This is a genomic window from Bacillus sp. N6, from assembly GCF_052805735.1.
This window is the reverse complement of sequence record NZ_CM127843.1, coordinates 4,747,549-4,760,902: the sequence shown is the minus strand read 5'-3', so window position 1 is coordinate 4,760,902 and position 13,354 is coordinate 4,747,549. Positions and strand designations below refer to the sequence as shown.

The following is a 13,354-nucleotide window of genomic DNA, read 5'->3' as shown; positions in this document are numbered from 1 at the left end:
AACTAGATAACAGTGTAGCTCATATTTTTTAATTTTTAGTTTGGTTAAGTTAGAAAGGGCGCACGGTGGATGCCTTGACACTAGGAGTCGATGAAGGACGGGACTAACGCCGATATGCTTCGGGGAGCTGTAAGTAAGCTTTGATCCGAAGATTTCCGAATGGGGAAACCCACTATACGTAATGGTATGGTATCCTTACCTGAATACATAGGGTATGGAAGACAGACCCAGGGAACTGAAACATCTAAGTACCTGGAGGAAGAGAAAGCAAATGCGATTTCCTGAGTAGCGGCGAGCGAAACGGAACATAGCCCAAACCAAGAGGCTTGCCTCTTGGGGTTGTAGGACATTCTATACGGAGTTACAAAGGAACGAGGTAGACGAAGCGACCTGGAAAGGTCCGTCGTAGAGGGTAACAACCCCGTAGTCGAAACTTCGTTCTCTCTTGAATGTATCCTGAGTACGGCGGAACACGTGAAATTCCGTCGGAATCTGGGAGGACCATCTCCCAAGGCTAAATACTCCCTAGTGATCGATAGTGAACCAGTACCGTGAGGGAAAGGTGAAAAGCACCCCGGAAGGGGAGTGAAAGAGATCCTGAAACCGTGTGCCTACAAATAGTCAGAGCCCGTTAATGGGTGATGGCGTGCCTTTTGTAGAATGAACCGGCGAGTTACGATCCCGTGCAAGGTTAAGCTGAAGAGGCGGAGCCGCAGCGAAAGCGAGTCTGAATAGGGCGTTTAGTACGTGGTCGTAGACCCGAAACCAGGTGATCTACCCATGTCCAGGGTGAAGTTCAGGTAACACTGAATGGAGGCCCGAACCCACGCACGTTGAAAAGTGCGGGGATGAGGTGTGGGTAGCGGAGAAATTCCAATCGAACCTGGAGATAGCTGGTTCTCCCCGAAATAGCTTTAGGGCTAGCCTTAAGTGTAAGAGTCTTGGAGGTAGAGCACTGATTGAACTAGGGGTCCTCATCGGATTACCGAATTCAGTCAAACTCCGAATGCCAATGACTTATCCTTAGGAGTCAGACTGCGAGTGATAAGATCCGTAGTCAAGAGGGAAACAGCCCAGATCGCCAGCTAAGGTCCCAAAGTGTGTATTAAGTGGAAAAGGATGTGGAGTTGCTTAGACAACTAGGATGTTGGCTTAGAAGCAGCCACCATTTAAAGAGTGCGTAATAGCTCACTAGTCGAGTGACTCTGCGCCGAAAATGTACCGGGGCTAAATACACCACCGAAGCTGCGAATTGATACCAATGGTATCAGTGGTAGGGGAGCGTTCTAAGTGCAGTGAAGTCAGACCGGAAGGACTGGTGGAGCGCTTAGAAGTGAGAATGCCGGTATGAGTAGCGAAAGACGGGTGAGAATCCCGTCCACCGAATGCCTAAGGTTTCCTGAGGAAGGCTCGTCCGCTCAGGGTTAGTCAGGACCTAAGCCGAGGCCGACAGGCGTAGGCGATGGACAACAGGTTGATATTCCTGTACCACCTCTTTATCGTTTGAGCAATGGAGGGACGCAGAAGGATAGAAGAAGCGTGCGATTGGTTGTGCACGTCCAAGCAGTTAGGCTGATAAGTAGGCAAATCCGCTTATCGTGAAGGCTGAGCTGTGATGGGGAAGCTCCTTATGGAGCGAAGTCTTTGATTCCCCGCTGCCAAGAAAAGCTTCTAGCGAGATAAAAGGTGCCTGTACCGCAAACCGACACAGGTAGGCGAGGAGAGAATCCTAAGGTGTGCGAGAGAACTCTGGTTAAGGAACTCGGCAAAATGACCCCGTAACTTCGGGAGAAGGGGTGCTTTCTTAACGGAAAGCCGCAGTGAATAGGCCCAAGCGACTGTTTAGCAAAAACACAGCTCTCTGCGAAGCCGTAAGGCGAAGTATAGGGGGTGACACCTGCCCGGTGCTGGAAGGTTAAGGAGAGGGGTTAGCGTAAGCGAAGCTCTGAACTGAAGCCCCAGTAAACGGCGGCCGTAACTATAACGGTCCTAAGGTAGCGAAATTCCTTGTCGGGTAAGTTCCGACCCGCACGAAAGGTGTAACGATTTGGGCACTGTCTCAACCAGAGACTCGGTGAAATTATAGTACCTGTGAAGATGCAGGTTACCCGCGACAGGACGGAAAGACCCCGTGGAGCTTTACTGTAGCCTGATATTGAATTTTGGTACAGTTTGTACAGGATAGGCGGGAGCCATTGAAACCGGAGCGCTAGCTTCGGTGGAGGCGCTGGTGGGATACCGCCCTGACTGTATTGAAATTCTAACCTACGGGTCTTATCGACCCGGGAGACAGTGTCAGGTGGGCAGTTTGACTGGGGCGGTCGCCTCCTAAAGTGTAACGGAGGCGCCCAAAGGTTCCCTCAGAATGGTTGGAAATCATTCGTAGAGTGCAAAGGCATAAGGGAGCTTGACTGCGAGACCTACAAGTCGAGCAGGGACGAAAGTCGGGCTTAGTGATCCGGTGGTTCCGCATGGAAGGGCCATCGCTCAACGGATAAAAGCTACCCCGGGGATAACAGGCTTATCTCCCCCAAGAGTCCACATCGACGGGGAGGTTTGGCACCTCGATGTCGGCTCATCGCATCCTGGGGCTGTAGTCGGTCCCAAGGGTTGGGCTGTTCGCCCATTAAAGCGGTACGCGAGCTGGGTTCAGAACGTCGTGAGACAGTTCGGTCCCTATCCGTCGTGGGCGTAGGAAATTTGAGAGGAGCTGTCCTTAGTACGAGAGGACCGGGATGGACGCACCGCTGGTGTACCAGTTGTTCTGCCAAGGGCATAGCTGGGTAGCTATGTGCGGAAGGGATAAGTGCTGAAAGCATCTAAGCATGAAGCCCCCCTCAAGATGAGATTTCCCATAGCGTAAGCTAGTAAGATCCCTGAAAGATGATCAGGTTGATAGGTTCGAGGTGGAAGCATGGTGACATGTGGAGCTGACGAATACTAATAGATCGAGGACTTAACCATATAATATGAAGCAATGTTATCTAGTTTTGAAAGAATATAAAAAACTTGTTGACTTTAGAAGTTAAATGAGTTACAATAATTCTTGTCTTAAATGAATACAGTCTGGTAATGATGGCAGAGAGGTCACACCCGTTCCCATACCGAACACGGAAGTTAAGCTCTCTAGCGCCGATGGTAGTTGGGACCTTGTCCCTGTGAGAGTAGGACGTTGCCAGGCAAACGGAGGATTAGCTCAGCTGGGAGAGCACCTGCCTTACAAGCAGGGGGTCGGCGGTTCGATCCCGTCATCCTCCACCATTTAGCCGACTTAGCTCAATTGGTAGAGCAACTGACTTGTAATCAGTAGGTTGGGGGTTCAAGTCCTCTAGTCGGCACCAGTTTTAATTTTGAGAGCCATTAGCTCAGTTGGTAGAGCATCTGACTTTTAATCAGAGGGTCGAAGGTTCGAATCCTTCATGGCTCACCATTTTAATGAAATATGCGGGTGTGGCGGAATTGGCAGACGCACTAGACTTAGGATCTAGCGCCTTTGGCGTGGGGGTTCGACTCCCTTCACCCGCACTTTTAATAAAATATCTCAAACATGTCTTGCGGAAGTAGTTCAGTGGTAGAATACAACCTTGCCAAGGTTGGGGTCGCGGGTTCGAATCCCGTCTTCCGCTCCAATTTTCAATATGACATGCCGGGGTGGCGGAACAGGCAGACGCACAGGACTTAAAATCCTGCGGTGGGTGACCACCGTGCGGGTTCGACCCCCGCCCTCGGCACCATATGCGCCCGTAGCTCAATTGGATAGAGCGTTTGACTACGGATCAAGAGGTTAGGGGTTCGACTCCTCTCGGGCGCGCTTTTATTAACGGGAAGTGGCTCAGCTTGGTAGAGCACCTGGTTTGGGACCAGGGGGTCGCAGGTTCAAATCCTGTCTTCCCGATATTCCCAAAAACATGGGGCCTTAGCTCAGCTGGGAGAGCGCCTGCCTTGCACGCAGGAGGTCAGCGGTTCGATCCCGCTAGGCTCCACTTATTTTAATATCATTTATGGCGGTGTAGCTCAGCTGGCTAGAGCGTACGGTTCATACCCGTGAGGTCGGGGGTTCGATCCCCTCCGCCGCTACCATAAAGGACCTTTAGCTCAGCTGGTTAGAGCAGACGGCTCATAACCGTCCGGTCGTAGGTTCGAGTCCTACAAGGTCCACCACTAAAGGTTTATATCTCGGAGGTATACCCAAGTTCGGCTGAAGGGATCGGTCTTGAAAACCGACAGGCGGCGAGAGTCGCGCGGGGGTTCGAATCCCTCTACCTCCTCCATTTTTTCTTAAATTACATATTATATCATCGCGGGGTGGAGCAGTACGGTAGCTCGTCGGGCTCATAACCCGAAGGTCGCAGGTTCAAATCCTGTCCCCGCAACCAAATGGTCCCGTGGTGTAGTGGTTAACATGCCTGCCTGTCACGCAGGAGATCGCCGGTTCGACCCCGGTCGGGACCGCCATTTTAATAAGGCTCGGTAGCTCAGTCGGTAGAGCAGAGGACTGAAAATCCTCGTGTCGGCGGTTCGATTCCGTCCCGAGCCACCATTTTGAAGTCGCAAGCCGGCTTAGCTCAATTGGTAGAGCAACTGACTTGTAATCAGTAGGTTGGGGGTTCAAGTCCTCTAGCCGGCACCACTTTCAAAATGAGCCATTAGCTCAGTTGGTAGAGCATCTGACTTTTAATCAGAGGGTCGAAGGTTCGAATCCTTCATGGCTCACCATTTTCAATTTAATGCGGGTGTAGTTTAGTGGTAAAACAAGAGCCTTCCAAGCTCTGGTCGAGAGTTCGATTCTCTTCACCCGCTTTTCAATTATGGGCCTATAGCTCAGCTGGTTAGAGCGCACGCCTGATAAGCGTGAGGTCGATGGTTCGAGTCCATTTAGGCCCACCATAATTGTTCCGCAGTAGCTCAGTGGTAGAGCTATCGGCTGTTAACCGATCGGTCGTAGGTTCGAGTCCTACCTGCGGAGCCATATTTATAGAGAAGTACCCAAGTGGCTCAAGGGGCTCCCCTGCTAAGGGAGTAGATCGCGAACGCGGTGCGAGGGTTCGAATCCCTTCTTCTCTGCCAGTAATTGGCCCGTTGGTCAAGTGGTTAAGACACCGCCCTTTCACGGCGGTAACACGGGTTCGAATCCCGTACGGGTCATACTAAAAGAGATAGCATAAACTGCTATCTCTTTTTTGTTGTGTATAGATATAGAAGAAGCTATGACAGATTATAAATAATAAGTTTAAAATAGGATTACCTTTTCTCATGCATAAGAAGAGATAATCCTATTTTTTGAACATGTTTTAACTCTCTATTGAATGTCCATCTTGTTTAATAACAGCATGATTATATGCGAAGTGAAGAGTTTTGTATCCTAAAAGTGCAATAGTGAAGGCAAGGCCTCCTGCTATAATAGCCACACTAAATCCTGCTCGAGCTCCAAAATTATCAATAACTAAACCAGCTATCGCTGATCCTAGGGAGACTCCAATTCCAAGTCCTGTAATTGCCCAAGTCATTCCTTCTGTTATTTTTGATTCAGGTACGATTCTTTCCACAAGCCCCATAGTAATAATCATAGTAGGAGCGACAGATAGTCCTGCAAAGAAGACAATAACTATTAGCCAAGCAATAGTATTTACGAAAAATAGTGGCAGCATTGTTATCATGGAAAGTGTGACTGCTATTAAAAATTGATTATAGGGTGGAGCATTGAGTTTAAGAGTACCGAAAATAAGGCCTGCCAGGCATGAACCGATTGCATAGACAGAAAGTACAAAGCTAGCAGTTACTGCGTTTCCTTGATGTTCAGCAAAAGCTACACTAACGACATCTATTGTGCCAAAGATAGTACCTATAGCAATGAGTGTGAATACTAGTACTCGCAAAGAACCAATTTTAAATACTGTTCCTTTGTTTGTAATGTCGCCAGGGTGTACAGGTGGTTCTGTGCTTTTTTGTAGGATGAATAGGCATACCCCAATTGTAAGAAAAACAGATGATAAAAGTGGCCCTGCTTCTGGGAAGAACATAACACTTAAACTGACAGATAATACAGGACCAATTATGAAGCAAATTTCGTCGACGACCGATTCAAAGGAAAATGCTGTATGCAATTTATGGGATCCACGGTATAGTTTAGTCCAACGTGCACGTACCATAGCTGACATATTTGGCATACAACCTGCACATAAGGCGGATAGAAATAGCGTCCAATAAGGAGCTTCATATTTCGTACATAGAAGTAAGAGGATCGTAAAGAAAACACTGATACCTGTAGTCGGAAGAAGTATGCGAGATTGCCCTAATTGATCGGCCATCCGAGAAATATGAGGAGCTAGTAAAGCAGATGATAATGTAAAGGTGGCTGCAACAGCTCCAGCAAGCCAATAGTCACCACGTAACTGAGATAACATTGTAACAATACCAATGCCCATCATTGATATGGGCATCCGAGCTATAAACCCTGCTAAAGAGAATCCTTTTGTACCAGGAGCACTGAAAATCTCACGGTAGGAATTAAACATAATAATCACCAAAGTATTTGACGTTTGCATATACATTCTTCATTCTTTTAAATCCTCCTCTGTTTCATTAATACCTTCTATAAAAAGGGACAGTGAGTCAATGTAGGATATAGGTAAGAAGTTATATTATCTTGTAAGCTAGAAATAATTGACATACGCACCGTATGTCAATATCATATTAACATACGGTGCGTATGTCAATTGAAATGTTTTATCTCTGGATAGAGAGCCGATGTTTAAAGGAGTTATTCTTTTATATAGAGAACGATACTATAGTGCAATTCATTTTGAATAAAGAGAATGAATAGAAGTAGGAGGAAAAGATGATTAAAAAAACGAGAGCAGAAATGATTACTGAAACACGTGCTAAATTGCTGAGTGCAGCAAGAGAGGCCTTTGGTACAGTTGGATATGTAAATACGTCTATGGATGATTTTACAGCATCTGTCGGTTTAACACGTGGTGCAATTTATCATCATTTTGGTGATAAAAAAGGATTGTTAGAAGCAGTTGTAAAAGAAATTGATATCGAAATGGATAATAAATTAGGGAAAGTATCAGATGAAGCGGAAGGAAAATGGGAAGGGTTTGTTGGACGTTGTCGTGCGTATTTAACGATGGCACTTAATCCAGAAATTCAGCGAATTGTACTTCGTGATGCACCAGCAGTATTAGGAAATAGTTATTATCAATCATCGCATTCGCAATGTTTAACGACGATGGCGGAGATGCTTCAGCAATTAATGAAAGACTGTATTATTGAAAAGACGGACTGCGAAGCTTTAGCAAGATTCATAAATGGTGGACTAGTGGACCTTGCTTGTTGGATTGCGAATTCTGAAGATGCAGAAGCACATTTGTCTAAAGCTTTGCATAGCCTATCACTTATATTGAATGGTTTATTATTAGAAAAGAATGCATGATTTTGAATAATATCTTTTTATTAATATACGGTAATAGTTAAAAGGGAGGTGGTAAAGTATATGCTAATTCATTTATGTCACCGTAGTCTATATAGGCCAACTGACGTCCAGCGTATAAGGAGATAATGTGTTAGTTTGATTATAGAAATTGAATTTAGTTATAGGGAATAATCAAATCACATTCTTTTTATTCACAATCTAAAGAAAACGCCTCCATTGAAATTGATTCCACACCTATTCTAATAACTTTACACTCTATGTGAAAAAGTTCACAAATAGGTCATAATTTGTGAAGTAATTCACAATAATACGTGCTACAATATGAATGTAAAGAAGTTAAACAACATTAAATTAGTATTTTAATTAATTACTTAAACAATCATAAAAAATAGATGTGAACAATAGAGAGGGGAAATTACCATGAAAAAAGGTATCAATCGTGTAGTATTAGTAGGAACAGGAGCTGTAGGTTGTAGTTACGCTTACTCAATGATCAACCAAGGTGTAGCTGAAGAGTTCGTATTAGTAGATGTTAATGAAGCAAAAGCAGAAGGGGAAGCAATGGACTTAAGCCATGCGGTACCATTCTCTCCATCACCAACAAAAGTTTGGAGCGGTAGCTATGCAGATTGTAAAGATGCAGATTTAGTAGTTATCACTGCTGGATTACCACAAAAGCCAGGTGAAACTCGTTTAGACTTAGTTGAGAAAAATACAAAGATCTTTAAACAAATCGTTCGCGGTATTATGGATAGTGGATTCGATGGAATCTTCTTAATCGCAACTAACCCAGTTGACATTTTAACTTACGTAACTTGGAAAGAATCTGGCTTACCAAAAGAGCGCGTAATCGGTTCTGGTACTACTTTAGACTCTGCTCGTTTCCGTTACATGTTAGGTGACTACTTAGATGTAGATCCACGTAACGTTCATGCTTACATCGTTGGTGAACACGGTGACACTGAACTTCCAGTATGGAGCCACGCTACTATCGGTGTACAAAAACTAGAAACAATCTTAGCTAACAACGAACAGTACAATCAAGAAGACTTAGATAAAATCTTCGAAAACGTACGTGATGCAGCTTACCATATTATCGAGCGTAAAGGTGCAACTTACTACGGAATCGGTATGTCACTACTTCGTGTAACTAAAGCAATCTTAAACAACGAGAACAGCGTATTAACTGTATCTGCATACCTTGAAGGTCAATACGGAGAGAAAGATGCTTACGTAGGTGTTCCAGCTGTAATTAACCGCGAAGGTGTACGTGAAATCGTAGAACTTGAGCTAAATGAAGATGAAAAAGCGAAATTCGCTCATTCTGTAAAAGTATTAAAAGAAACAATGGCACCAGTACTATAATAATTGCTAAATAATTCAGAGGTGGGAAACTGCTTCTTACCTCTGAACTTATATAATTTAATATAAATTCCTTTTCCGGTTTCCCTTGTATATCCCCAATATACCCCTTTTGCTGGATAAGGGTCGTTTATAGAAAAGAGCACTCTACTTTACGTAGAGTGCTCTTTATTATCCCGCATTAACGGGCAGTAAGATCCCCACCTCAAAATGCAGCGAAAGCAAAGAAGTTAGTTTGGTGATCAACTGCCCGTAAAAGCCCGATTGGTGAGGGCTGATAATCAGTGAGGGATGAACACCCCCCACTGATTAAAGTTTCACTTTATCATTTTTTAGGCGTTAATCCCAATTTCTTTAAAATATCTGTCAGTGTACCGCTTTTTGATTTTTCTACAGGTGTTTGTGATTTAGATGCATCTGGCCCTTTTTTCAAGAAGTTCTTTTCAACGAAGCGAATATCTTTTTCGTCGACAATCCCATCTTTATTAAGGTCTCCGTCTTTTACAGTTAGTCCTTTTTTACCATAGTTGCTAGCGATAATTTCAGCATCTTTAATATCGATTACTTTATCAGCATTTACATCGCCGGCAAGGTTTTCGTCAGGTCTTGCATAATAATATTGGCCAAGCAGCTTACCGTCTTTTTCAGTACCAAGTTTCGTTGTTAGGCGGCTTGTTAAATGTCCTGGCACTTCTACATATAGGTTATAGTCGCGTTTATTAACTGGAAGTCCATTTAGTTTGAAGTACCCATATTTATCTAGTGAACCTTCAAACTTATGACGGTAAGAATCAGTTGCGTATACTTTTACGCCAAGCTTTGCATAATCAAACTTTTCATCTAAATATCCACGTTCATTTAAGAATGCACCAGGTTTAATATTTCCTTCTACTAGTGAATTTAAGGACATAACTGAGAATGTTTGATCTTGAAGTACACGCATTCTATTTGGTTCTGATTCACCTTGTTTCCAGTAAACAAAAATTGGTGACTCTAATTGAGCGTTTGCTTCATAAAATTCATCATTTTCTACTTTGAAAGTTACATCAATGAACGGGAAATCACCATCTAATCCAGCAAAGTTTTTGTCATCGATAGTGCCGCCAACTGTAACCGAACCTGCCTCTAGTTTCGGTTCATTTACTTTTGCGGTTACTCCTTTTTCGGAAAGTAGCTTTTCAAAAGCAGGATTAAATTTTGCATTTGCAAATTTGAAGTTCTTCTCTAGGAAGTTTACATTAAATTGCCCAGCAACAAATTGTTTTACGTGTTTTGCGTTTAGTGTTACTGTGAACTCGTCATTTTTATATAATTCTTTTTTATCGTAACTAGCTTTCGCATATTGAGCACCATGTGGGATAAACCAGTAGTTATTTACACCGCTTGGATAGTCAGCTCCTGCAGTTGCATAATCGAAAATATATACGCCTGTGTTCATTGGACCTTCCGTTCTGAAGGAGTCAGGTGTAATGCCAACTTTAAAGTCGCCATTTGCATTAATCGGTAAAAACTTATGCAAGTATGGAGAATAGTCATAGTACATAACGCCATTCGCTTCTTGCGTAATGTTTAATCCTTTTCCTTTTAAGTAGTCAACGTTTGAATCGTATACATTTCCTTTAATCCATAGTGCTTTTTTGCCATCTTCTACTGTATAATTTTCTTCATTTAACTCGTAAATACCAGGTTTTAATCCAGTTAGTTTCACTTCTGGTGGGGTATTATCAATTACAACATAATCACCTTTTACACGTGCTTTCCCAGCCTTATCATAACCGACAAACTCAATTGTGTAGTCTCCTTCTGGTAAGTTGATTTTCTCATCACCAATTGGTTTTGCAGGATCATTTGTAAAAGGATACACTTTTCCATTAAAGAATGAGTCTAAGTAGTAATACACATCAGTTTTTAGTCCACTTGTGTTTAATGTCCCAATGAAGCCCAGAGCTTTATCTGTTTTGGAATCTTTTACGATAAGATCTAACGTTTCAAGTTCGCTGTTTAATTGGAATGCCCCGTGAACATACGATTCACCGTATGGATTAAATTTAGATGTATCAGTTGAAATTGCTTTTCTTGATAGTATTGCATTTTCAATACCAGGCTCTGATACACGAATAGAGAATGGGATTTGATATGTTTCTTCTTTATTTTTCGTGTTCGTAATATGAATATATCCTTCATATCGGCCTTGTTTTACACCGGCTGGAACATTAATTTTTGCTTCAATTTCACCTGCTTTGCCAGCATCAAGAGTAATTGTTTCTGGAGCAGAGATTTTTACACCGTTTGCGACAGCATCGTTAATAGTAGACGAAGCTGGTGTATAAGAAATTTCTGTTTTAAATTCTTTTTTCTCTTGTTTATTATGATTAGTTACTTTTATATTTCGTTTTTGTTCAAGAGCTTCACCGTCTTTTTGATAAAACTTACCGAATGCAATAGATCCAGTTTCTTCGGGCACTTCAATTACTTCATCATTTACAACAGTTTGTGTCGTATCTAATACTTTAAAGCTTGTTTCTGTACGAACGGCGTTGTAAGCATCTACTCGCCCAGCTCCAACTTCATACACCGAATATTTTTCTTTTAAATCATCAGCTGTGTTCATAAGAGACGCTTTTACATCGAACGGAGAGTAGTCTGGGTGTTCTTGTAAAATTAGAGCAGCAACGCCAGCAATATGAGGGGAAGCCATAGATGTTCCTTGCATACGCTCATAGGAAACAGCGTAGTTTTCACCCTCTTGCGGGTCGTTAATATATTCAGGAACTGTTGAAAGGACAGCGACACCAGGCGCTGTAATATCAGGCTTAATATCATCATTTGCTGTAACAGGACCGCGTGAGCTAAAGTCTGCAAGATGATCGCCTTCTGTTTGAATGTAATTAATTTCATCGAAAGTTAAGGATGTGCTACCTTGTTCAATTTGAGCTTTTAGTTTTTCACCGTCTTCTTTCGTTAGGCGGAATGCTGGAATGTATTTTGTGCTTTCACCAACGTAGAAAGGAATTTCTCCATCCACGTTGTTATAAATAATAACGGCCTTTGCACCTGCTTGTTTTGCGTTAGCAATTTTTTCATCAAATGAGGTTGTACCACGTGCAACGAGAGCGATTTTTCCTTTCACATCTTTTTTACTAAACTCGTCAGGCGTACCGATTCCTACAGATTCAATAGGTAAAATTTGTCCCTTGAAATCTTCTATTTTATCAGTGAAGTTTTTGCCGAACAAAATTAGGTTAGGGAATTGTAATTGTCCAGCATGACCTGATAGTTTCGGTAAGGAAATAGAGCTATCACTGGCTCCAACCGTAATAGCAAATGGCGAAGCACCTGGTGATCCGAGTGTTGATGGATTCGGTCCAGAGTTACCAGCAGCAACGACTGTAACAACGCCTGAAAGCATCGCGTTATTAACAGCGATAGATGTTGGATCAAGAGGATTGTTGCTATCATCACCTAACGATAAGTTAATAACGTTCATACCGTCAGAAATAGATTTATCAATTGCAGCGATAATACCTGAACTATCTCCACTTCCGTATGGACCGAGTACACGATAGTTATACAGTTCAATGTCAGGTGCAACACCTTTTACTGCTGAATCAGATTGGTTCTTCTTTTGAGCAGAAACGATACCTGCTACGTGAGTGCCGTGGGCTGTGTAGAAGGAAGAACCACGGTTATCAAATTCAGGAGCACCAGATTGTTGCCATTCTGAATAAGTAGTTTCCATTGGATCTGCATCATTATTAATAAAGTCCCAACCCTTTACTGAATTTGGATCTACTTTGCTAGAGTCCTCACCAGGTTTTGCGCGATAGCCTTTATATACGTCTTTTAAGTCAGGGTGATTGTAATCAATACCTGTATCTAATACACCAACTTTAATTCCTTTTCCGGTAATACCCTCACTATGTAACTTATCTACCCCGATTTGAGGGATGCTGTCTGTTAGTTTTTGGGGTGCTTTTTGCTCAGCTTGTTTTGGTAAATTTAATTTCACTTCGTAATCTTTCCAAATGCGTTTTACAACACCAATTCGTAACAACTCTTCAACTGTATTTGCTGGTAATGTCATCGCAACACCATTTATCGCATGCTTATAAGAACGTTTAATTTGTACAGACTGGAAGTTTCCTGATTTTACTGATGGGCTGAATTGATAAAGACGTTTTAGTCCTTTTTCGAATTCTTCATGTTCTTGATCAATACGTGCTTTTATATTTTCAGGAGCAGACTGTAATCCTTTTTCTTTTTGTTTTAATTCATTAATCTTTACTGGAGCAGTTTGAAATTCTACGATGATATTTACAGGCTCAGAACTACTCGTATTAATATCTGGTGAAATTGTAAAACCAGGATTGGCATCTACCGTTTGTAATGCTAGGCGTTGTTCTTTAGAAAGCTTAGATAATATAGAATGAGCATTTGAAGCTTCAATTTGGTTAATAGGACTTTCAGCAAGTACATTGAACGGAATAGCAGTTGAAAACAAAACGCCAGCTGTTACAATTCCGGTAACAAAACGATTTTTCTTTTTCATTTATA

General features: G+C 42.5%; 4 protein-coding genes, 22 tRNA genes and 2 rRNA genes. 26 read left to right on the top strand and 2 right to left on the bottom strand.

The features are described from left to right. Window positions 1-42 precede the first annotated feature (42 nt). The 24 genes from ACUXVC_RS24640 (at window position 43) to ACUXVC_RS24525 (ending at window position 5,145) form a co-directional block, all read left to right on the top strand. A 23S ribosomal RNA gene (locus ACUXVC_RS24640) occupies window positions 43-2,964 on the top strand. A 101-nt stretch (window positions 2,965-3,065) separates the two neighbouring features. Next, window positions 3,066-3,181: ribosomal RNA gene (gene rrf / locus ACUXVC_RS24635) — 5S ribosomal RNA — on the top strand. 4 nt (window positions 3,182-3,185) lie between these two features. Beyond that, window positions 3,186-3,261: transfer RNA gene (locus ACUXVC_RS24630), tRNA-Val, on the top strand. A gap of 4 nt (window positions 3,262-3,265) precedes the next feature. After that, a tRNA-Thr gene (locus ACUXVC_RS24625) sits at window positions 3,266-3,341 on the top strand. A gap of 13 nt (window positions 3,342-3,354) precedes the next feature. Continuing rightward, window positions 3,355-3,430 (top strand) — tRNA-Lys (locus tag ACUXVC_RS24620). Window positions 3,431-3,444: 14 nt separating this feature from the next. Continuing rightward, window positions 3,445-3,525, top strand: a tRNA-Leu gene (locus ACUXVC_RS24615). A gap of 29 nt (window positions 3,526-3,554) precedes the next feature. Further along, window positions 3,555-3,629, top strand: a tRNA-Gly gene (locus ACUXVC_RS24610). 16 nt (window positions 3,630-3,645) lie between these two features. Next, window positions 3,646-3,734: transfer RNA gene (locus tag ACUXVC_RS24605), tRNA-Leu, on the top strand. Window positions 3,735-3,737: 3 nt separating this feature from the next. Then, window positions 3,738-3,811, top strand: a tRNA-Arg gene (locus ACUXVC_RS24600). A gap of 10 nt (window positions 3,812-3,821) precedes the next feature. Beyond that, window positions 3,822-3,895 (top strand) — tRNA-Pro (locus ACUXVC_RS24595). 15 nt (window positions 3,896-3,910) lie between these two features. Next, a tRNA-Ala gene (locus ACUXVC_RS24590) sits at window positions 3,911-3,983 on the top strand. A gap of 20 nt (window positions 3,984-4,003) precedes the next feature. Further along, window positions 4,004-4,080 (top strand) — tRNA-Met (locus tag ACUXVC_RS24585). A 4-nt stretch (window positions 4,081-4,084) separates the two neighbouring features. After that, a tRNA-Ile gene (locus tag ACUXVC_RS24580) sits at window positions 4,085-4,161 on the top strand. A gap of 17 nt (window positions 4,162-4,178) precedes the next feature. Beyond that, window positions 4,179-4,271 (top strand) — tRNA-Ser (locus tag ACUXVC_RS24575). Between the two features lie 28 nt (window positions 4,272-4,299). Continuing rightward, window positions 4,300-4,376 (top strand) — tRNA-Met (locus ACUXVC_RS24570). Between the two features lie 3 nt (window positions 4,377-4,379). Next, window positions 4,380-4,455: transfer RNA gene (locus tag ACUXVC_RS24565), tRNA-Asp, on the top strand. 9 nt (window positions 4,456-4,464) lie between these two features. Beyond that, window positions 4,465-4,540: transfer RNA gene (locus tag ACUXVC_RS24560), tRNA-Phe, on the top strand. A 14-nt stretch (window positions 4,541-4,554) separates the two neighbouring features. Beyond that, window positions 4,555-4,630, top strand: a tRNA-Thr gene (locus ACUXVC_RS24555). A 10-nt stretch (window positions 4,631-4,640) separates the two neighbouring features. Continuing rightward, window positions 4,641-4,716 (top strand) — tRNA-Lys (locus tag ACUXVC_RS24550). A 13-nt stretch (window positions 4,717-4,729) separates the two neighbouring features. After that, window positions 4,730-4,800: transfer RNA gene (locus tag ACUXVC_RS24545), tRNA-Gly, on the top strand. Window positions 4,801-4,810: 10 nt separating this feature from the next. Beyond that, window positions 4,811-4,887, top strand: a tRNA-Ile gene (locus tag ACUXVC_RS24540). Window positions 4,888-4,894: 7 nt separating this feature from the next. Continuing rightward, window positions 4,895-4,969: transfer RNA gene (locus ACUXVC_RS24535), tRNA-Asn, on the top strand. Between the two features lie 7 nt (window positions 4,970-4,976). Continuing rightward, window positions 4,977-5,067, top strand: a tRNA-Ser gene (locus ACUXVC_RS24530). A 6-nt stretch (window positions 5,068-5,073) separates the two neighbouring features. Further along, window positions 5,074-5,145 (top strand) — tRNA-Glu (locus ACUXVC_RS24525). Window positions 5,146-5,291: 146 nt separating this feature from the next. Here the strand turns inward: ACUXVC_RS24525 and ACUXVC_RS24520 are convergent. After that, complete coding sequence (locus ACUXVC_RS24520; protein ID WP_098127165.1) at window positions 5,292-6,515, bottom strand: MFS transporter; 1,224 nt, start codon at window positions 6,513-6,515, stop codon at window positions 5,292-5,294. A gap of 323 nt (window positions 6,516-6,838) precedes the next feature. Here ACUXVC_RS24520 and ACUXVC_RS24515 point away from each other — a divergent pair, with 323 nt between their 5' ends. Continuing rightward, entirely contained in the window at window positions 6,839-7,438 is a 600-nt protein-coding gene (locus tag ACUXVC_RS24515; RefSeq protein WP_088025484.1) for a TetR/AcrR family transcriptional regulator, read from the top strand. 420 nt (window positions 7,439-7,858) lie between these two features. Continuing rightward, window positions 7,859-8,803, top strand: coding sequence for an L-lactate dehydrogenase (locus ACUXVC_RS24510; protein WP_000715346.1), 945 nt, complete (start codon window positions 7,859-7,861; stop codon window positions 8,801-8,803). Between the two features lie 322 nt (window positions 8,804-9,125). Here ACUXVC_RS24510 and ACUXVC_RS24505 read toward each other — a convergent pair whose 3' ends face one another. Beyond that, window positions 9,126-13,349 (bottom strand): S8 family serine peptidase, encoded by a 4,224-nt coding sequence (locus ACUXVC_RS24505; protein WP_098975995.1) that lies wholly within the window; start codon window positions 13,347-13,349, stop codon window positions 9,126-9,128. Window positions 13,350-13,354: the final 5 nt, after the last annotated feature.